The organism is Gemmatimonadaceae bacterium (assembly GCA_035533015.1).
Taxonomy (GTDB): Bacteria; Gemmatimonadota; Gemmatimonadetes; order Gemmatimonadales; family Gemmatimonadaceae; genus JAGWRI01.
In genome coordinates, this window is the sequence record DATLUQ010000012.1 from 1 (window position 1) to 20,141 (window position 20,141).

The window sequence follows — 20,141 nt, forward strand, 5'->3', positions numbered from 1 at the left end:
GGAGGCGAACCAGCGAACCCTCACGCACCGCGCGCACGTCGACCGATTGCGCCGGAACGACCGCCGCGGTCGCCAACAGGGCGCATGCGAGCACGCCGCGCCGCAGGCCGCGAGAACGGGTCGTCAGATCCCCGACATTCACACATCCAAATAGTGGGAGCAGAACGCCCCCCAGTCCATCAGCAGTCCCCTGACGGACCGCCGGTAGAACCGCGGCCTCGGACCCGCGCGCCAGCTTACTTGATACGCGCCCGTTCGAGGTGCACCACACCCACGCTGTCGGTGACGCCCATGTACACGACCCCGGGCCCGAATCCGGCAATCGTGCGGTACGCCGGAAGCTGGACGCGATCGGTGAGCTGACCCTGACGGTTGACCACGTCGTACACCGGCCGGCCGTCGCTGGCCTGCGACGTGCGGATCCACAGATTGCCGTCCAGGTCGCTCCGCGTGGCGCCGGCGCCGAATGCCGGCCGGTAGTCCGGCAGCTCGTAGGGCGCCACGAACTGCAGCGGCGGCATCGTGATCTGGGTGGCCGCGCCGCCGCGCAGGGGCGGTGCACCGCCCCGCCCGCCGCCGTCGGTGCGCATGACCATCACCATCTCGCCCATGCCACCACCGCCGCCGCCCGGATCGCCCCCGACCGTGACCCGCTGCTGCTGCCCGTTGCCGGTGAGTTTCCGCGTGGAGTCGAGCGCGGCGATTCGCTCCTGGCGCCGCTGTTCCATGACCTGTTTGGCGGAATCGATGACGGCCGCCTTCTGGTCGTCCGTGAGCCGCTGCCAGTCGAAGGGAATCTTGGGCGACGACGCGGTCGTGCCGTCCGGGTGGTACCAGTCGACGTGAAAATCGCTGCCGCGCACCACCGCCACCGTGCCGTCGGGGAGCAGCGCCCAGTCGTCCACGATCGGCAGCGGGTTCACGATCGCACTGGCCGTGAATCCGTTGTCGTTGCGCACGACGACCATCTTCGTTGGGGGAATCTTGAAGAACGCCACCGTGTCCTCGCCGCGCGTGGCAAGGTTGACCCGCACGATCGGCGCCGAATCGGGGAACTGGGGCGTGAAACTCTTGACATCCGCCGGACTCGACGGCGTGCGCACCAGGTTGGTGTTTCCGCGATAGACCAGGCGGCCCGCGGGATCGAATCCGGACATCCCGAACGGACCGCCGATCAGATAGATGGCCTCGTTGGGACGCGGCACCGCCATCACGCGTGCGACCTTGCCCGAGTCGTCGAACACCAGCATCGACAGCGACGCGGGATCGATGAACAACGTCGAATCGCCGCGATATGGGATGAGCCCGCCCGGCATGTTCCCGTACGCGTTGGCCGTGCTGGCGGTGGAGTCGGCCACCGGCGTGGCGTGCGACAGCGTGGAGTCGAACAGCAGCACGCGATGCGAGACGATGTCGTTGACGAGCACCCGGCGTCCGCTCAGTTCGCGCACCGCGGAGACCGCGCGCATGGGCACCGTGGATACGTGCTCGATGGGCCCGAGCGGGCGGATCGGCGGCAGCGATTGCTGGGCGAGGGCCGGCGCCGCCATGGCGGTAGCCCACAGGCCGAGGAAGAGGACGAGTCGGCGGATCATGATCTGGCTCCAGTGATTGCGGCGGGGCGCACGCGGGCGGCGGCGCGGAAAGTTACCTGCTGATGATAACGCGCATGCCGCCGCCCCCGGCATCTACCGTGAAGGACGTGCCGGCGTTCGGGCCGAATCCGGAGTTGGCAAGCCCCGCGGTGCCCGAACGAATAGCCGCGAGATAGCGTGGATCGAGGTAGCTGGCCACGATAGCGGGCAGCTTGCGCCGCTGTTCGGGCGTGAGCAGCCCCTTGATGGCGGGCGCGAGCTTGAGCAACAGATCCACCGATCCCTCGCGCCCGCGCCGGTACCGGTCGTAGGCCTGATCCTCGTCGAACCGATCGGGAAGACCGGCGAAGTATCTGGTGATGGGCGTCCAGATGGAATCCAACCGGATCACGTACCACCGGTTGAGCGTGGCGACGCTGTCGGCCTGCCGCGGGGTGAGCCCCAGGGTATCGAGCTGCCGCAGCATCACGGTCATCGGGTTGGTGAGGCCGCCGTTTCCATACAGGGCGCGCAGGATGGGCTCGCTGAGCTTGATGCCGTCGTGCGTGCGGCCCCGATCGAGTTGCTGGGTGAGCAGCTGTCGCTCGCGGGCAGGCCCCACGTCCACGCGCAGCATGGCCGTGAGCGTGACCGGCGACCGGGCCGTGGTGAACTGCGGATTGGTGGCGCCGAACCGCTGGTTCACCTGGTACAGGTAGCTCTGCGTCTGGCCATCGAACCCCCGCACGTAGAGCAGGGACGCATCGGGAACGGCCGACTGGCCCCAGCCGTGCGTGTGGTTCTGGCCGTGCAGCAGGAGGTCGGCGGCGCCCAGCGGATTGGCGATCTGGAACGACAGCGTGGCCCGCTGCGGCATGTGCACCTTGATCGGGTTGAACGAGAACGTGAGGCTCGCCGAGGTGGTCCACGGGCCTTCGCAGCTGTTGCGTCCTGCGACCCGGCCGAGCTGCCCTTCGAGGCAGTCGCGCACCCGGCCCGACGACGATGCGAGCAGCGACTGCATGGCGGCGGCGAGCGTCGGGTCGGTGGTGTGCGCCGGGTCGAAGACGAAGGCGCGGTCGTTGGCGTACCCATCGCCATTGATATCGGTGGCGACCATCGGCGTAAACGGAGTGCCCGACCGGATGTTGCCGTACCAGTTGACGCGCACCCAATCGAAGAAGTTGTAGCCCAGGCTGTACTGAATCTGGTGCCGGGAATCGAAACTCGACCGGCTCCACGACACGTCGAGTGGGTTGCCGGCCGTGCTGCCACCGCCAAAACCGCGCGTGCGCTCGCGGATGTCCTGGTACGTGTACGACAGGCTCCAACTGTAATTGGTGTTGAACGAGGCGGGTGCGATCTGGGCCGTGAACTGGGCGCTGCGCGACTGCATATCGGAGAGCATCTCCGTCACGTGGTTGAACAGCGGCGACCGGTAGGCGTCGTTGAACGCGATGGCGCCCGTGATGGGCACGATGCTCCCCGGCTGCACGAACACCGGCCGGTTGCCTTCGCTGGCCAACCGGAACGCCGCGTTGGGGTCGAAGTTGAGGTCGACGGACGACTGTTGGTTGACGTTGAGCGAGTACGTGGCGCCGAACGTGGCGTTGAAGCGGTTGTCGAGTATCGCCCCGGTCCACTGCAGGTTGGAGCGCAGGCTGCGCGGCGCGTTGTAGTCGTGCGCGAACAGGGTCACGTTGGGCGCCGAATTGGAGAACACGGTGCCGCTGCCGGCGCCCGCGCACGTCGTGGGAATGGACGCCGGATCGGCGAGGTAGCTGCTCCAATCGGGCACCGGAGCTGCCGCGCCCACGCAGGTGAGCTGCTGCAGGCCGCTCGCCAGGCCCGTGTTGTCCACGGCCGATCCGATGTCGGTCACGCGCCCCACGTTCTGGAACAGGCCGATGCCGCCGCGCACGACGGCGCGGGGGCCGCGCACGGCGCCCAGGAACCCGCCGATCTGCGGCGCCATGCCGTAGCTCCACGAGAATCCGATGCGCGGGCTCGCGTAGACGCGATTGGGCACGAGGTCGTTGGCCACGCCGAACGTCTGGGCCACGAGCGGGTTGGCGTTGGGCGCCGAGCCATACTGATTGCCGTCCAGGCGGACGCCGTACTGCACCTGAAGATCCGGGCTGTACCGGTAGGAATCGCCCAGGGACACGGCGCCCACCCATTCATCGCCGCTCCGCGTGCGGGGCCGCAGGGTGCGCGTGAACGACACCGGCGCTCCCGACGCGAGTTCACCCAGCGAGTTATACGTGAAGGTGCCCAGCGGATTGGTGGTCTGATCGAGCGTGTAGCCGTCCTGGCGGATCTCGCTGGTGAGCTCGATCCGATGCTTGTTGTCGAGACTGAACCACGACAGGTGGTTGGTCAGATCCACGCTCCGGCTGGCGTTGCTCGTGTGGAGGAACGAACTGCCCCCGAAGCCCACCGTCTGGACGCCCGCCGTGCCGTCGGGGAAGTCGGAGTTCACGAGTACGTTTCCGCTCGGCAACTCGAGGTAGGGTGTCGCGTACCGGCGCGAGCCGCTCACCGAGAGGCCGGTCTCGGTGAGGATGCCGAATCCGAAGTAGGCGGAATGGCGGGCCTGGACGCCCGCGTTCCAGTTGGTCATCGAGCCGCTGCTCGCCGGCAACTGGGTGGTGCCGAGGGACAACGGATTGAACTTGAACCAGCTGCCGTTCACCGTGACGTCGAGGGCCTGGCCGGACGTCGACGTGGGCGGCGCGAAGTCGAAGCTGCCCAGCACCACGCCCTGATCGGTGAGCTGCTGGCCGGGCACGCCGCGCACGGTGGCGGGCACCTGGTCCTGCTGGAGGATGCCGAGCAGCCGGCGCACGGAGTCGGGCGCGATGCCCGCCGTCTCCAGGCCGAGCGCGTCGGTATTGAGCAACGACCGCCACGGATTGGCCCGCTGGCCGAGCTGATAGGAGAAGTTGTAAAATGACTTGTCGAACTGGATGGGCCCCGACAGGCCACCGCTGAGATTGACATTCGTGTACTGCTGGCCGAGCGCGCGCGCCGCCGGATCGGTCCACTGCAACTGCGGCGCGTCGAACACCACGCTCGCCGACCGGTTGATGAAGTTGGTGCCCGACGCGGTGGTGATGTTGAACTGTCCGCCGCTGAACCCGCCGCGCGACACGTCGTACGGCGCCGTGACGAGCGAACTGCTCACCTGGGCGTCGCGCGGGATGTTCGACCCGCTGAAATCCATGCCGTTGAGCGTGTTCGTGTTCTGGCTGCCGTCCAGGCCGAGCACCGAGAAGCCCGAGGGATCGCCATTCGCGCCCGGCACGAAGAGCACGCCGGGCAGCGACGCCGCCATCGCCGCCAGGTCTCCCTGCTGGGCGGCCGTCAGCGCGTTGCTGTTCACGGTGCGCTCGGTGCCGCCGATGTCGGGTGGCGTCTCGTAGCGGTTGGGCCGCGTACGACCGGCCTGTACGTGAACCGTGTCGAGCGTGGCCACGGTGCGCGATAGCTTCGTATCGGCTACGAGAATCTCCTGATCGGCCGTACGCTTGACCTCGAACCGCTTGAGCGCGAACCCGGCGGCGTTGAACGCCACCATGTAGTCGCCGTCGCCGTTCGGAAAGATGATCGTGAACCGGCCGTCGCGATCGGTCCGTGCCGTGCGCGTCACGTTTCCGGAAATCGAGGTGGCCGACACCATCGCATTGGGCACCGGCAGCGACTCGGGGCTCGTGACCTGGCCGCGGATGACGTCGGCGCCCTGCGCCAGCACGGGTCGCGCGAGGATGAGGGCGGCCGCCACGAGAGCCAGTGATTGCAGAATGCGCCGAGCGGGCACGGGGATGATCCCAGGGGGTGGTGGCGCCTGATCGAGTTCGCGGGGAGGTCGCCAGCGATCCGAATTCTAACACCCGCCGGCCCGGCCCGTGGACGACGCGAATCCCGACGGAACGACCTCTTGGTCCCGGCCTGCGCCATCAGGGTTTACTGCGCCATCGCTGCCCGCGGCCGCTGGCGCGTCCGGGTCCCGCGTACCACATTCGGGCATGCAGCGGCGCACCTTTCTCCACTCGCTCGGCCTCTCGATGGCCGGGTTGGCCTTCGCCCGACGCGCACCGTTCGATTTCGGAACAGCGCGGCACCTGGACCGCGTCGGCCTGCAACTGTACTCCGTGCGCAACGCCATGAAACGCGACCCCACCGGCACCCTCGCCGCCGTGCGCGACATCGGATACCGGGATGTCGAGTTGCTCTGGACGTTCGACAACTTCGGGCAGACGCCGGCGCAGGTTCGCTCCACGCTCGACGGGCTCGGACTCACGGCGCCCTCGGCGCACATCGCGCCCGAACTCCTGTTGGGAGACTGGGCCAGAGCGCTCGATCAGGCGAAGTACCTGGGCCACCAGTACCTGATCGTGCCCAGCCTGCCCGACGAGACCAAGACGTCGCTCGACGCGTGGCGACATTGGGCGGACGTGTTCAACACCGCCGGCGCCGCGGCCCGGACCGCCGGCATCTGGCTGGCCCAGCACAACGAGCCCGAGCACGTGCATCCCATCGATGGGCAGATCCCGTACGACCTCTTCATCGAGCGCACCGATCCCAAGATCGTCCGCCTCCAGCTCGATTTCGGGAACATGGTCGTGGGCGGTGGTGACCCGATGGCGTATCTGAAACGGTACGGCGACCGCTACTGGACCTTCCACGTCAAGAACGTGGTGGCCGACCGGACGCACGACACGGAACTGGACGCCGGCGTGCTCGACCTGAGCGCGCTGCTCGGCGCCGTCACGGATATCGATGCCAAACCCTGCTACGTGGAGCAGGAGAGTCCAGCCGACGAACTGGCGAGCGCGCGCTCCAATTACGAGTACCTGTCCAAACTCGCCTTCTAGATCGCCGTCTCACCGGCCTACTGTCCTACTGTCCTTTCCGCATCCGGGCATCCGGGCATCCGGAATCCGCCAACCCGCGTGGAGTACGTGTCGGCGCCCTTCCTGTAATAGTCGCCCACATACCAGATCGTGCAATCGTCACTCGGGTCCACGGCGGTCTGGCTGTAGTCTTCCCACCGGCGAGTGGCCGTCTGGGCGGCTTCGCCGTCGGCCAATACGGCTTCGTGAAGCGCAAGTTGTCCCGGGGGATCGCCCGCCAGCCGCCCGGCGAATCGCTGGCCGGCAAACACGTTCGCTCCGCCGAACGAGTAACCGATGCCGATGTTTCCCGCTCCGTCCATCGCCGCGCTTCCCATCCAGCGGTAGTCGCTGTCGGGCGCGAAGGTGCCCTGCTGGTACAGCGACAGCGTGCCGCTCGCGCCCAGCCGGAACTCGTACCAACGCACCCCGCCGGCACCCTCCGTGGTGTTCACGGAATGCACCGCGACCACCGATTGCTGGTCGCCGATGCGACGATAGGTGAGGCGGGCCATCAGCTTGTCGCCCTGTGCATCGAGCCGGCGATCGGTGCCGGGCTGCGGTACGCAGTCCGAGAGTTGGCCGTCGCACAGATAGTGGTAGGGAGCCACGCCGATCTTCACGGGCCCCGACAGCGATGTTCGGGTGGAATCCTTCCAGTCCACGTGGAACCGCCAGACGTACACCCCGTCGTCCTCCATCACGCCCTTGAGTTGTGTGCCGCCGGCCGCCATCACGATGGCCGGAGCGCCGGCGTCGGGCAACTGCGTGCCGTCCAGGTCGGCCACGTTGAGAAAGTTCGCGCCGTCCACGGTAACGCACTGCTCGGTGGCGGGCTCGCCGATCAACATGCGAGCGCGATCCACGGCGCATACGGTTTTCTGGATGACATTGTCGCCGCTGCTCGTGGCCACGTAGTACGCGTCGGGCCATACCGCGGGGCGCGGATAGTCGGGAAAGAGATGGCGGCTGAACTCGTATCGGTAGTACGGCCCGAACGGACTCGCGCCCGCGCTCACCGCATAGCACATCGCGTAGTGCCCCGCCGCCGTGTCGCCGCGCGCGAGCGTGGAGTCGGCGGGCGACAGCCTGGTGAAGATCGGCATCACGATCAACCACCGGCCGGCCAGCTGATCGTACCGCACCACGGCGTCGCCGTTGTTGTGGCTGGAGCAGGCGCCGGGGAATCCCGCGAACACACTGCGCGTTTCCACGGGGCCGTAGAGCACCTTGCCCGTGGTGTCGAAGGTGGCGCCCTTCTTGGTGAAGATGGCCATGCGGCTATTCACGATCTGCACGATATGGTCCGGCCCCACGGCCAGGGTGTTGTCCGACGGATTCCGCAGACGCGCCGCGCCTTGCGGCCCCTCGAACCCGGCGCCCAGCCCGTCGAAGCCGGCGACGATCGCGGGGGCCGCTTCGCGCCCCTGGGTCCGCTGTTCGACCGCCGCCGAACCGGGGGGCGTGGTGATGGGCGGCGGCACCACCCTTCCGTCGGCAACGCTGTCGTCGAGCGAATCAGGGGCCAGCGCGTAGGGTGGCAGTGGGTCGAGAGTCGGCGTCGGCTCGGCGGCGGCCCCGGTCATTGACGGAAGCGTGCCGAGCGGGCGAGACAGGTCGTGATGGACGGCCGCGCTGAACAGCACGTCGTGCGTGGCCACGAGCGGGTGCGATACGGCGGCCGCCGCGCGCGCGGCGCTGTAGCGGTCGGCCGCCACGAACGCGGCGATGGCGAGCAGGATGGCCGATGAGGCCATCGGTCTCAGATGACGGAGCATGGCGGGTTCCTGGCGAAGCGTGCCGGGGAGCGGGCGCTCTTCCTATGATAGCGAGGCGCGGGGGCGCGGGCGACCCGGAACCAGCCCCCCCTTGCCAGACTTTCTAGATTGACCGTTGGGCCCGATTCCCGGGCCAGGGAGTCCCGGAGGACCCATGTCGATCAGACCCGTCAAGCGCATCGTCGAAGCCACGCCCACCATGGAAGGGGCGGGGGTCAAGCTCCGTCGCGCGTTCGGCTTCGGGGCCACCGAGGAGTTCGACCCGTTCCTCCTGTTCGACGACTTTCGGAACGAGAAGCCGGAGGACTTCCTGCGCGGGTTTCCGTGGCATCCGCACCGCGGCATCGAAACCATCACGTACGTACTCAAAGGCACCGTGAACCACGGCGACAGCCTGGGCAATTCGGGCACGCTGGGTGCGGGCGACGTGCAGTGGATGACCGCGGGCAGTGGGATTCTTCATCAGGAGATGCCCACGGGCGACGCGGCCGGACGGATGCATGGGTTCCAGCTGTGGGGCAATCTGCCCGCGTCGCGGAAGATGACCGACCCGCGCTATCAGGACATCGGATCGAAGGACATCCCCGAGATCACGGACGACGACGGCACGATCGTGCGCGTGGTGTGCGGCGACTTCTGGGGCAAGACGGGCCCCGTGGACGGCATCGCCGCCGAGCCGCAGTATCTCGACGTGTCCGTGCCGGCCGGCGTGCGCAAGACGCTGCCGGTGGAGACGTACCGGCACGCGTTCGCGTACGTGTTCGAGGGGAGCGGCACGTTCAGCGGCGCGTCCGATCCGTTCGGTGCGCTCACCGAGCGGGTGGGCGACAACGGCGCCACGGTGGCCGAGGAGACGGTGCGCGACACCGCGGGCAATCGGAGCCTGGTGCTGTTCGACAGCGGCGACGAGGTGACCGTGCAGGCCGGCGACGAGGGGATCCGGTTTCTGCTCGTGTCGGGCAAGCCCATCGCCGAGCCGGTGGCGTGGTACGGGCCGATCGTGATGAACACGCAGCAGGAGCTGCGGCAGGCACTCGACGAGCTGAACCGGGGGACGTTCATCAAGCACGCGTGAGGCGGGGGCCCACGACGGGCGCCGCCCGATCGCCGGTCAGTCCAGCATGAGATCGCAGTATTGGAACCGGCCGTCACGGAGCACGCGCTCCCCGAGCCGCACCGGCAGTTCGTCGCTCAGCAGCGGGCCGCCCACCAGGCACGAATGGAACTCGCCGTTCTCTCCGCACGGATCGGCCGTGGCCGGAAGATCGGCGAGCAAGGCCTCGTCGTACGGGCGCCCGGCAAAGCTCGCGGCGAGCTGTGTCGTATCCACGCAGGTGAGAATCGCCCGGTGGCCGCGCGCGATGAACTCGTGCGCCAGCTGGCGCGTATCCAGGCCCCAGAGCGGGTAGAGCCCCTCCCAGCCGAGGCGGCCCAGGAGCGCCTCACGATATTCGCGCACTTCGACGAGATACAGATCGCCGAACGCCACCGTGTCGAGCCCGGGCCACCGCTCGCGCAGCCGCGCCAGCGCATGGGAAAACGCCCCCTCATATTCGGGGTTGGACGACTGCATCGGGATCTCGGCCACTTCCAACGGCAGATGGAGCGCCGCCGCCTGCCGGTCGAGGATCGCGCGCCGCACGCCGTGGATGCTGACGCGGTCGTAGCCGGCCGTCACGGTGGTGAGAAGCGCCACGACCTCGACGTCGGGATCCGCGAGCAAGGACTCGAGCATCAAGGTCGAATCCTTGCCGCCGCTCCATGAAGCGACGACGGCGCGCGCGGCCCCGGCCGCCGACCGTGTGGAAGTCATGACACCGGCCCTACTGGACGACCCGAACGGTCGATGCTCCGACGATGGTGCGGTCGAAAGTCGGCACTGCCGTGACGGCGACCGTTCCAACCGCGTGCGCCGTGGCGAGCCCGGTCAGCGAGTCCACGCTGACCACTGCGGGCGATGACGACGACCATCGGAACTGCGGCGCCGGGGTGCATCCCGGCATCGACGCCGAGAAGCGCAGCGTGTCGCCCACATTCAACGTCACGCTCAACGGCGAGACGATCGCCGTCTGCAAAGAGTTCCCGCAATTCTCGGCCATGTTGGCCGCCGTCGTCGTCTTCGCCCCACACCCCGCCGCACCCGCGAACACGAGCCCTGCAATCAAGCGTGACATTCTCATCCGAGCCTCCGGAGTTCTGGATTGGCGTGTCACGTATTGCATGTACACTGATACCCCGATTCCGAGGCTCCGCAAGGCCCAACCGGTGGCATGCCGATCAGCCGGCGCGTTGGTGACGGCCGAGCCCGGCGTACGACGCGCTCCTAGGCGGCCGCCTCCGCCCCCCGGATCCTGCCCACGATCCACGCGAACAGCATCAGCGCCGCCACACCGAGTACCGCTTCCGTGTACAGCATCCCGTTCGTGTGCCATGCGTCGTGCGCCCAGCCGTCGATCCGCAGCACGCCGAGCGTGAACAGCGTGTTCATCGCGAAGAAGAGATTGATCTTCGTGGCCGCCGCCGTGTGCCCCACGATCGCCAGCACGAGTCCGGTGAACGACGCCGCCACCATGCCCAGCGTGAACGTGTAGAACAGCGTGGATACCGTGTAGCCGAGCGCGGTCCGCGGCGACCAGGCCATGACCACGCAGGCCACGAGCCCCAGCGCGCAGCTCACCGCGTACGCCGTCGGCTTGTGGATCCGGTCGGCGAGCCGCCCTCCGGCGAAACACCCGGCGACGATCGCGATTCCGCCACCAAGCCCAAGTATTAGTGAAACAGTATCTGCCGACGCGTGCCATTCCGGGCCGAGCGAGCCGAAGAGGTCCTTGGCCGCGCCGGTGCCGATGGGCAGGATGGCGAGCAGCAACGCGATGCGCCCTGCCTTGGAGCGCATGATCCCCACGAGTTCCCGCCATGCGTCGCGCGCGCGCGCGCCGACCGACACCCCGGGGCGCGGGCGCTCGGGCTCCTCGACGAGCAGCAACGGCAGCGCGCACAGGAAGAGCACCACCGCCAGCCCGGCGCCCGCCATCCACGGCGCCGGCGTGTGCTGCATGAGCCAGAGCCCCAGTCCCCCGCCCGCCGTCTGCCCGAAATGGTTGCCCGACTGGAACCACCCCGCCGCCCGCCCCCGCGCCGCGACCGGCGTGTTGTGCACCATCAAGCCCTCGGTGGCAAACGCCACGAACGTCGCCGCCACGCTGGACAACAGGACGAGTAGTGAGAGCAGAGGCATGGTCTGCCGTGAGAGCGGCACGACCGTGATCGCGATGAACCCCGCCGATACGGTCGCGATGGCGATCAGGTACCACGCCTTGCGCGTGAGCGTGTAGTCGCCCACCGGTGCCCACACGAATTTCCACCCGGACGCGAGCAGCGTCATGCCCACCACGCCGGCGATGGCCGAAACCGAGACGCCGGCCCGCACCGCGAGGTAGCCGAGTGCGATGGAGGGGAAGCCGAACGACATCCCGAACGGAAAGTAGAGTACCGCCCATACCCACGGGTGGCGGGCTGCGGGGGGCGACGATGTGCCGCCGTCCGCCACCGGGGGAAGCAACTCCTCTGAAATCGCGGATTCGGCGGGCGCCATGACCGGCGAACATACGGAAGGGGCGGTCGCGGCGCGAATTCGGCACGTGGAAGCTGGAGGGGCACGCAGCGCCCCGCCGCTGTAGTTTGGTGGATCGCGTCCGCCACGCCTTCATGAGGTTCCCGTGCCGAACCACCTGCTCCCGGCGAGCCGCCGTCCCGCCATCCGCCTTGCATTCGCCGCCGCGTTCGCCGCAGCCCCACTCCTCGCGGCGCGCGCCGCCGCCCAGACCCAGTCTGCGCCGGCGTTCGACCCCGCCGCCACCGCCGCCGGCCCCCGCCCCACCCCGGGACCGGTGTACGAGTCCTTCGCCTTCAGTCGCGCCGTGGCCCGCGGCACGCGCACCCGCAGCGGCCTCCCCGGCCCCAACTACTGGGTGCAGCACCCACGCTATGCGATCGACGCCACGCTCGACCCGGCGCGCAATCGCGTGACCGGGCGCGAGACGGCGGAGTACGTGAACCACTCACCCGACTCGCTGCGCACGATCGCCGTGTATCTGCGGCAGAACGTCTTCGCGCCCGGCGTGCCGCGGCGCCAGCCGGCGCCCATCACGGGCGGCGTCACGCTCGGCCGCGTGACGGTGAACGGCCGCGCGATCGTCGGCGAGCGCCATCGCAACCCCGCGATGCCGATCACGGCACCACCGGAGCAGCCGCCGATGGTGGGGCAGTACGCCGTGGACGGCACGGTGATGTGGATTCCGCTCGCCCGGCCGTTGCTGCCGGGCGACAGCGTGCAACTGACGTTCGCCTGGTCGTACTCGCCGGCACCGGCCCCGGCCGATGGACGCGAGGGCCACGACGGGCACGTGTACTTCATGGGCTACTGGTATCCCGAGATCGCCGTGTACGACGACGTGGACGGATGGGTGACCGACCCGTACCTGCTCGAGGCCGAGTTCTACATGGATCCGGCCGACTACGACGTGCGCGTCACCGTACCGCACGGGTGGGTGGTTGACGCCACCGGCACGCTCGCCAACGCGGACGCCATTCTCACACCCGCGGCGCGCGACAGCCTGGCCGCCGCGCGGCGCACCGGCCGCGTGGTGCGCGTGCTCACGCCGGGCGCTGCCGGGGTGTTCCGGCCGGGCGGCGCGACCACGACCTGGCACTTCGTGGCCCCCGACGTGCGCGACTTCGCGTGGGGCACGAGCGACCAGTATGCATGGGACGCGACGCGCGCCCTCGTGAACGGCGGGCTCGACACCGTGGCCATCAACAGCTTCTTCACGCTCACCGGGCCCGCCGCCGCCTGGCGGTTGGGCGGCGCGCGGTTCACGCGCGACGCGATCGAGCAGCTGTCGGCCTATCTGTGGCCGTATCCGTGGCCGAAGATGACGTCGATGGAAGGCGTGCTCAACAGCGGCGGCATGGAGTACCCGATGATGACGCTGATGCAGCCGTGGGCCGACACGCTCTCGCTGGCCGGCGACCTGATGCACGAGACCGGGCACATGTGGTTCCCGATGCAGGTGGGGTCCAACGAGACGCGCTATCCGTGGATGGATGAGGGGTTCACGCAGTTCGACGTGGCACAGGGAATGCGCGCCCTGTACGCCGAGCCCCGCAGCGGCGGCCGCCCCAACGACTCCGAGCAGGGCCAGCGCGCGCTCTACGTGGGCAGCGTGCGCGCCGGGGGCGATGCGCCGCTGATGCTGCCGGGCGACGAGTACCCGCAGGATCTGTACTTCGTCATGTACTACGACAAGACGGCACAGGCGCTGGCGGCGCTGCGCGCCATTCTCGGCCCCGACACCTTCCATCGCGCGTTCGTCGAATACGGCCGCCGCTGGATCGGCAAGCATCCGCAGCCATATGACTTTTTCAATACCATGGCGAGCGTTTCTGGGCGCGACCTGTCGTGGTTCTGGCAGAGCTGGTTCTACCACGCCTGGCCGCTCGACCAGGCCATCGCCGGGGTGACGGCCGACGGCGATTCGGCGGCGATCACGATCGTCGATCGCGGCCTGGCGCCGATGCCGGTGCCGCTCGCGGTCACGCGCGCCGACGGCAGCGTGCAGCGGCTGGAGGTGCCGGTGGAGGCGTGGCTCGCCGGCGCCCGGCGGGCCACGGTGCGGGTGGCGGTGCGGCCGGCGATCATCAAGGTGGAGATCGATCCGGATGCTGCCTTCCCGTACGTGGACCGCGCGCACCTCACCTGGACGCCGCGGTGACCGGCGCGCCCGCGCCACCCGCTGGCGACCCCCGGTGCCGCGGCGTATGATTTCTTCGTCCCCCGCCCGACCGCCGTCCCAGAGGAGTGCCATGCGCGCCACATCGCTATTTGCCGTCACCGTCGGACTCGCCGCAGTGCTCGCCGCCCCCGCCCCTGCCACGGCGCAGGGCGGCGCCGAGCAGGCCGCACCGGCCAACGATCCCATCGCCACACTCGTCGGCCGCCTCAGCCTCGACCAGTACAAGGCCAACATCAAAGGCCTCACCACCTTCGGGGACCGCCGCCAGGGCACCGAGCGCAATCGCAAGGCGGTGGACTGGATCGAGGCCCAACTCAAGAGCTACGGCTGCACGGACGTCGAGCGGCTCACCTACATGTTCGAGCCCCCGCCGCCGCGCGGTCGGGGTGCGGGCCGCGGTGGTCGCGGTGGCCGCGGTTTCGCAGAGTCCGACATCGCGTCGGGAGGCGGACGGTATCGCGGCATCCGCGCCCGCACGGGTGTGAACAACGACTCGCTCAAGCAGCCCGACCTCGCCATCCGCGCCGAGGACGCCGAGGCCAGCGTGCCCGGCGAACGGCAAGAGGTGTATTGCACCAAGATCGGCACCACCCACCCCGACGAGATGTACATCGTGGGCGGCCACATGGACGGCATCGGCTGGGGCCAGGCCGCCAACGACGACGGTTCGGGCGCGGCGCTCGTCATGCAGTTGGCGCGCGTGTTCAGCAACCCGGACGTCAAGACCGAACGCTCGATCCGCTTCATTCTATGGAACAACGAGGAGTCGGGCCTCAACGGGAGCCGCGCCTACATCGCCCAACGATTCGCACTGCAGGGCAAGGAAGACCCGCCAGGTTCCGGCAAGTATCCCGAGCCCCGATGGCTGGGCATGATCCAGCACGACATGATGCTGTGGGACCACGGCATGCCGCGGGCCGACGGCACGGTGAGCAAGGAGCAACGCCCCGAGGCGAACGTCAACATCGAATTCCAATCGAACTCCAAGATGGCCGCCGAGTCGCAACAGCTGGCCTGGACCTTCGAGGCGGCCAACGAGAAGTACGCCACCGACTATCCGGCCCAGGTGGGCCGCCACATGACCAACACCGACTCCGATCCGTTCAAGGACCTGGTGCCGGCTATTAGTCTTCGTGAAAACGAACGCGGGACGCAGATCGGCGCCGGCTGGGATCCCAACTGGCACCAGCCCACCGACGTCTACACGACCTACCACGACAAGGATTTCCGATTGGGCCTCAACGCGGCCCAGACCACGCTGGCCGCGGTGGCCGAACTCACCGGCGCCACGATCCAGAAATAGGCCGCCGATCCGTTTCGGCCGGCGACGCCGGCGTGCCGGATGCGCGGCGCGCCGGCGTCAGTCGTGTTTGAGGTCGCGCCGCACGGCGGCGAGGCCGCCGCCGTCCACCACGCGCTTGTAGCCGGCTCGCTTGAGCACGTCCACCGCCATCGCCGACCGTGAGCCGCTGGCACAGTACACCAGGATCGACGCGTCCGGCGGAATGCCGCGCTGCGCAAGCGCCTCGCGCCCCACCTTCTGCACCGGGATGCACACGGCGCCCGGCACGTGGCCGAACACGAACTCCAGTCGCGATCGGACGTCGATCACGACGGTCACCGTCTTGTTGCGATACTTCATGAATCGATGCCTGGCTAATGATGGCCCGGGGTCGCCCGGAAGAGTCCGAGGTCGACGGACTCGGCCATGGCGCGGTAGCCGGCGTCGCCCGGGTGCAGATGGTCTCCCGAATCATAGGCCGGCAGGAATCGCGCCGGATGACTCGGATCGCGCGTCACGGCGTCGAAATCTATGACGCCGTCGAACGCCCCGCCGGTGCGGATCCAGGCATTCACCGCCTGCCGCTTGGCTTCCGACGCCGGCGAGTAGTAGTCCCCGGAGCCCTCGAACGGTGTGAGCGTGGCGCCGAGTACCGTGAGCCCGCGCTCGTGCGCCCGCTGGGCTAACTGCGACAGCCCGAAGATGATCTGCTCGGCGCTCACCGAGTCGTCCGGGTTCCTGGAGTCGTTCGCGCGGCCGATGTCGTTGATGCCCTCCATCACGATCACGTCCCGCACTCCGGGCTGCAGCAGCACGTCGCGGCCGAATCGCGCCAGCGCGCTCGGTCCCGCCCCCGGGTTCAGCACGCGATTGCCCGAGATCCCCGCGTTCACGACGCTCATGACCGGGGCGCCCGGTGTCATGAGCAGCCGTTGGGCCAGGTCGTCCGGCCAACGGTGGTTCGCGTTGGGCGTGGACTGGTAGCCGTCGGTGATCGAGTTCCCGATCGCCACGATGGCGCCCGCCGCCAGCGGATTCGTCACGTCCACCCCGGTGAGAAAGACCCACATGTCGAGCGTCGTGTCGGGCGCGAACGCGGCGGCGGCCGCGACGTCGCCGGGCCCCGACACGTAGTTGGTCTGCAGCCCCAGCAGGTGGCGCGTGGAGGTTCGCGCGGAGTCGGGGAGATAGAGACTCACGACGAGGTCAGCCAGCGCCGGTACGCGATACGCGATGGGATCGCTGACCACCGCGGCGCCGGCCCCGATGGTCACCGTGGCGCGACCGCCGAAGGTGAGCGCCCGGTCGGAACCGGCGATCGCATTCGCCCCAACGGCGTGCAACGCCACGCGGGCATCGCCGATCACGAGGGGGCGGTCACCGTATTCGTTGGACAGCCGCACTCGCACACTGTCGCCGCCGAGCGTGGTGTGCACGATCTCGCGCAACGTGCGGTTCACGTACGTGGGCACGGGATCGACGGTGCCGGCCGGCGGCCGCGCCGGCATCCACGACGCGCTCGGGGCCCAGGTGGCGATCCAGTGCGGCGGCGCGCTCCCCTGGGCGGCGGCCGGTGGAGCGGCGGCCGCCGTGAGCAGCGCCACGAGGGCGGGAAAGAAGCGTTTCATCTGAGCAATGGTCGTCGGTGAACGTTCAGACTAACGCATCGGGCGCTGGCTTCGGAAGCCCGGCGCGCACATCAGTCGCCCGGAACGGCCTCGGGAATCGCGGCGCCGCCACTGTCCCGGGCGGCCGCCCGTCCGCGCGAGAACCAGGTCTGCAGCTCGTCCAGGTACGTGTAGAACACGGGCGTCACGTACAGCGTCACGAGCTGCGAGAACGCCAGGCCCCCCACGACGGCCACGCCCAGCGGCCGCCGCGTGGCCGAGCCGGCGCCCCACCCCACGGCGATCGGGATGGCGCCCATGAGCGCGGCCATGGTCGTCATCATGATCGGACGGAAGCGCACGCTCGCCGCCTCCAGGATGGCCTCGCGCGGCGACTTCCCGCTCCCGCGCTGCGCCTCGATGGCGAAATCGATCATCATGATCGCGTTCTTCTCCACGATTCCGATGAGCATGATCACACCCACGAACCCGTAGATGTCGAGATCGAGTCCCGCCAGCCAGAGCGTGCTCAGCGCCCCGAACGCCGCGAAGGGCAGTCCGGTGAGGATCGTGACCGGATGGATGAAGCTCTCGTACAACACGCCGAGGATCACGTAGATCACGAACACGGCGAGGATGAGAAGCACCGCCAGCCCCGCCTGCGTGTCCATGAACGCCTGGGCGATGCCCGAGAAGCTGCCGGTGATGTTGGCGGGCAGGATCCGGGCCGACGCCTGCGTGACCGCGGTGAGCGCGGTGCCCAGGGACACCCCGGGCGCCAGATTGAACGAGATCGTCGCCGACGGGAGCTGGCCCGAGTGGTTCACGGTGACCGGCCCCACGCTGTCGTCGAACCGCGCCACGGTGGACAGCGGTACCAGCGGCCCGCGCGACGACCGCACCCACAGCCCCCCCAGCGCGCCGACGTCGGACTGGTACTGCGGCATCAACTCCATCACCACCCAGTACTCGTTGGTGGACGTGTAGATCGTGGACACCTGCCGTTGACCGAATGCGTCGTAGAGGGTGTTCTCGATCTCGGCCGCCGACACGCCCAGTTGTCCGGCCTGTTCGCGATCGATGTCCACGGTCACCTGTGGATTGTTGATCAGCAGGTCGCTGGTGACGTCGGTGAGGATCGGGAGCTTTCGCAGCCGCGCCTCGAGCGCGCGGGCCGCCGTGTCGAGCGCGCCCATGTTGGCGCTCTGGAGCGTGTACTGATAGAGGCTCTTGGACGCGAGGCCGCCGATCGAAATGGCCGGCGGATTCTCGATGAAGACCGCGATGTCGGGCACGCTGGCCACGGCGCGCGTGAGGTCGCGCGCGATCTCGTCGGCGCTGCGGTGCCGCTCGGTGATCGGCTTGAGGTCGATCGTCAGCTGCCCCTGGTTGGCCGCCGCCGTCGTGCCGACCGCCGACGTCACCGACCGTACGTCGGAATCCTGCGCCACGACCGCCGCCACCTGTTGCTGCCGCAGCGAGAGGGCGTCGAACGAGATGCCCTCCGCGGCCTCGGTGGTCGCGAGGAGTTGCCCGGTATCGTCGGACGGGAACAGCCCCTTGGGAACGGCCCAGAACAGCCAGCCGGTGACGACCAGCGTGACGAGCGAGAATGCCAGCGCCGCCGGCCGCCGCTGCATGACCCACGCCAGCGTGCGCTCGTAGATGCCCAGCCACCCGTCGAAGAACCGCTCGACGAGCAGGTAGAGCCGCCCGTGCACGCGGTTGTGCTCCGAGCGCAGGAAGCGGCTGGAGAGCATGGGCGTGAGCGTCAGCGACACGAAGCCCGACACCAGGATCGCTACGCCGATCGTGACCGCGAATTCGTGGAACAGCTTGCCGATGATGCCGCCCATGAAGAGAAACGGAATGAACACCGCGGCCAGCGAGAACGTCATCGACAGGATGGTGAATCCCACCTCGGCGGCTCCGTCGATCGCCGCCTGTCGCTTGGATTTCCCCATCTCGAGGTGACGCACGATGTTCTCGAGCATGACGATCGCATCGTCGACCACGAAGCCCACCGCCAGGGTGAGCGCCATCAGCGACAGGTTGTCCAGACTGTAGTTCAGCAGGTACATCACCGAGAACGTCCCGATGATCGACATCGGCAGCGCGAGACTGGGAATGATCGTGGCCGAGAGGTTGCGCAGGAAGAAGAAGATCACGAGGACGACGAGCACCAGCGTCAGTTCCAGGGTGAACGTCACGTCGTGGACCGACGCCTGGATCGTGACCGAGCGATCGTAGAGCGTGGACACCTTGACCGTGGGCGGGATCTCCGCCTGCAGGCGGGCGATCGACGCCTTGACGCGATTGGCCACGTCCACCGTATTGGTGCCCGGCTGCCGTTGGATGGCGAGCACGATCGACCGCTGCCCGTTGTACCAGCTGGCCGTCTTGTCGTTCTGCACGTCGTTGGTGATCCGGCCGAGCTCGCTCAGGTGCACCGGCGCGCCGTTGCGGTAGGCCACGATCACGTCGCGGAACTGATCGGCGTTGGAGAGCTGTCCGGTGGCCTGCACGGTGAGCGCCGTCTTCGGGCCCCACAACACGCCGGTGGGCAGGTTCACGTTCTGAGCGGCGATCGCCGTGGCCACGTCCTCGAGCGCGATGCCGCGCGTGGCGAGCTGCGCCGGGTCGAGCTGCACGCGGACGGCGTACTTCTGCGCGCCGTATACCAGTACCTGGGCCACGCCCCCCACCATGGACAGCCGCTGGGCCAGCGTCGTCTCGCCGATCTCGTCGAGCGTGGACAGCGGGACCTGGGTGGAGGTGAGGGCCAGCGTGAGAATGGGCGCGTCGGCGGGATTCGACTTCTGGTAAGACGGCGGCACGATGCCCTGCGGCAGGCTGCGCACGGTCTGGGCGATCGCGGCCTGCACGTCCTGCGCGGCGGCGTCGATGTCGCGGTCGAGCGCGAACTGGACCACGATCTGCGTCTGCCCGACGCTCGACGTCGACGTCATGTTGTCGATGCCGGCGATGGTCGAGAACTGCTTCTCGAGCGGCGTGGCGACGGTGGCCGCCATCGTCTGCGGACTGGTGCCCGGCAGCGTGGCCGTGACCGTGATCGTCGGGAAGTCGACGTTCGGCAGGTCGCTCACCGGCAGCTGCCGGTAGGCCACGATGCCGAATACGAGAATGCCCACCATGACGAGCGTGGTCATGACGGGGCGTTTGATGAACAGCGTCGTGAAATTCATGGGG

13 protein-coding genes are annotated in these 20,141 nt (G+C 68.6%); 4 read left to right on the forward strand and 9 right to left on the reverse strand.

From position 1 onward, the window contains the following. Positions 1-236: 236 nt before the first annotated feature. Complete coding sequence (locus VNF92_01940) at positions 237-1,595, reverse strand: hypothetical protein (protein ID HVA56623.1); 1,359 nt, start codon at positions 1,593-1,595, stop codon at positions 237-239. A gap of 52 nt (positions 1,596-1,647) precedes the next feature. After that, entirely contained in the window at positions 1,648-5,394 is a 3,747-nt protein-coding gene (locus VNF92_01945) for a carboxypeptidase-like regulatory domain-containing protein (protein ID HVA56624.1), read from the reverse strand. A gap of 208 nt (positions 5,395-5,602) precedes the next feature. Between VNF92_01945 and VNF92_01950 the strand changes: the two genes are divergently transcribed. Further along, positions 5,603-6,451 (forward strand): sugar phosphate isomerase/epimerase, encoded by an 849-nt coding sequence (locus VNF92_01950; GenBank protein ID HVA56625.1) that lies wholly within the window; start codon positions 5,603-5,605, stop codon positions 6,449-6,451. A 17-nt stretch (positions 6,452-6,468) separates the two neighbouring features. Here the strand turns inward: VNF92_01950 and VNF92_01955 are convergent, their stop codons facing one another. Continuing rightward, positions 6,469-8,226 (reverse strand): hypothetical protein, encoded by a 1,758-nt coding sequence (locus VNF92_01955; protein ID HVA56626.1) that lies wholly within the window; start codon positions 8,224-8,226, stop codon positions 6,469-6,471. 175 nt (positions 8,227-8,401) lie between these two features. Here VNF92_01955 and VNF92_01960 point away from each other — a divergent pair, with 175 nt between their 5' ends. Beyond that, positions 8,402-9,322, forward strand: coding sequence for a pirin family protein (locus tag VNF92_01960; GenBank protein HVA56627.1), 921 nt, complete (start codon positions 8,402-8,404; stop codon positions 9,320-9,322). 36 nt (positions 9,323-9,358) lie between these two features. On the opposite strand, the gene VNF92_01965 is transcribed toward VNF92_01960, so the two are convergent. From VNF92_01965 to VNF92_01975, 3 genes are all read right to left on the reverse strand, one after another. Continuing rightward, positions 9,359-10,060, reverse strand: coding sequence for a hypothetical protein (locus tag VNF92_01965; GenBank protein ID HVA56628.1), 702 nt, complete (start codon positions 10,058-10,060; stop codon positions 9,359-9,361). 10 nt (positions 10,061-10,070) lie between these two features. Next, positions 10,071-10,421 carry an Ig-like domain-containing protein gene (locus tag VNF92_01970; protein ID HVA56629.1) on the reverse strand — a complete coding sequence of 117 codons (351 nt, stop codon included), beginning with the start codon at positions 10,419-10,421 and terminating at the stop codon, positions 10,071-10,073. A 149-nt stretch (positions 10,422-10,570) separates the two neighbouring features. Beyond that, positions 10,571-11,842, reverse strand: coding sequence for an MFS transporter (locus VNF92_01975; GenBank protein HVA56630.1), 1,272 nt, complete (start codon positions 11,840-11,842; stop codon positions 10,571-10,573). Positions 11,843-11,966: 124 nt separating this feature from the next. On the opposite strand from VNF92_01975, the gene VNF92_01980 reads away from it, so the two are divergent. Further along, the gene (locus VNF92_01980; protein HVA56631.1) at positions 11,967-14,021 is read left to right on the forward strand and encodes a M1 family metallopeptidase; all 2,055 of its coding nucleotides are present in this window, start codon (positions 11,967-11,969) and stop codon (positions 14,019-14,021) included. A 91-nt stretch (positions 14,022-14,112) separates the two neighbouring features. Then, positions 14,113-15,345 carry a M20/M25/M40 family metallo-hydrolase gene (locus VNF92_01985; GenBank protein ID HVA56632.1) on the forward strand — a complete coding sequence of 411 codons (1,233 nt, stop codon included), beginning with the start codon at positions 14,113-14,115 and terminating at the stop codon, positions 15,343-15,345. Between the two features lie 57 nt (positions 15,346-15,402). On the opposite strand, the gene VNF92_01990 is transcribed toward VNF92_01985, so the two are convergent. The 3 genes from VNF92_01990 to VNF92_02000 form a co-directional block, all read right to left on the reverse strand. After that, a complete protein-coding gene (locus VNF92_01990) occupies positions 15,403-15,684 on the reverse strand; it encodes a rhodanese-like domain-containing protein (protein HVA56633.1) in 282 nt (93 codons plus the stop codon). A 14-nt stretch (positions 15,685-15,698) separates the two neighbouring features. After that, positions 15,699-16,952 carry an SGNH/GDSL hydrolase family protein gene (locus tag VNF92_01995; GenBank protein ID HVA56634.1) on the reverse strand — a complete coding sequence of 418 codons (1,254 nt, stop codon included), beginning with the start codon at positions 16,950-16,952 and terminating at the stop codon, positions 15,699-15,701. Between the two features lie 71 nt (positions 16,953-17,023). Next, positions 17,024-20,137, reverse strand: a complete 3,114-nt coding sequence (locus tag VNF92_02000) for an efflux RND transporter permease subunit (protein ID HVA56635.1) — start codon at positions 20,135-20,137, stop codon at positions 17,024-17,026. Positions 20,138-20,141 lie beyond the last annotated feature (4 nt).

What these genes read in the sequence shown, in the direction of transcription:
- VNF92_01940 (HVA56623.1), bottom strand. Translation starts at nt 1,595, where the DNA reads ATGATCCGCCGACTCGTCCTCTTCCTCGGCCTGTGGGCTACCGCCATG.
- VNF92_01950 (HVA56625.1), top strand. Translation starts at nt 5,603, where the DNA reads ATGCAGCGGCGCACCTTTCTCCACTCGCTCGGCCTCTCGATGGCCGGG.
- VNF92_01955 (HVA56626.1), bottom strand. Translation starts at nt 8,226, where the DNA reads ATGGCCTCATCGGCCATCCTGCTCGCCATCGCCGCGTTCGTGGCGGCC.
- VNF92_01960 (HVA56627.1), top strand. Translation starts at nt 8,402, where the DNA reads ATGTCGATCAGACCCGTCAAGCGCATCGTCGAAGCCACGCCCACCATG.
- VNF92_01965 (HVA56628.1), bottom strand. Translation starts at nt 10,060, where the DNA reads ATGACTTCCACACGGTCGGCGGCCGGGGCCGCGCGCGCCGTCGTCGCT.
- VNF92_01970 (HVA56629.1), bottom strand. Translation starts at nt 10,421, where the DNA reads ATGTCACGCTTGATTGCAGGGCTCGTGTTCGCGGGTGCGGCGGGGTGT.
- VNF92_01975 (HVA56630.1), bottom strand. Translation starts at nt 11,842, where the DNA reads ATGGCGCCCGCCGAATCCGCGATTTCAGAGGAGTTGCTTCCCCCGGTG.
- VNF92_01985 (HVA56632.1), top strand. Translation starts at nt 14,113, where the DNA reads ATGCGCGCCACATCGCTATTTGCCGTCACCGTCGGACTCGCCGCAGTG.
- VNF92_01990 (HVA56633.1), bottom strand. Translation starts at nt 15,684, where the DNA reads ATGAAGTATCGCAACAAGACGGTGACCGTCGTGATCGACGTCCGATCG.
- VNF92_01995 (HVA56634.1), bottom strand. Translation starts at nt 16,952, where the DNA reads ATGAAACGCTTCTTTCCCGCCCTCGTGGCGCTGCTCACGGCGGCCGCC.
- VNF92_02000 (HVA56635.1), bottom strand. Translation starts at nt 20,137, where the DNA reads ATGAATTTCACGACGCTGTTCATCAAACGCCCCGTCATGACCACGCTC.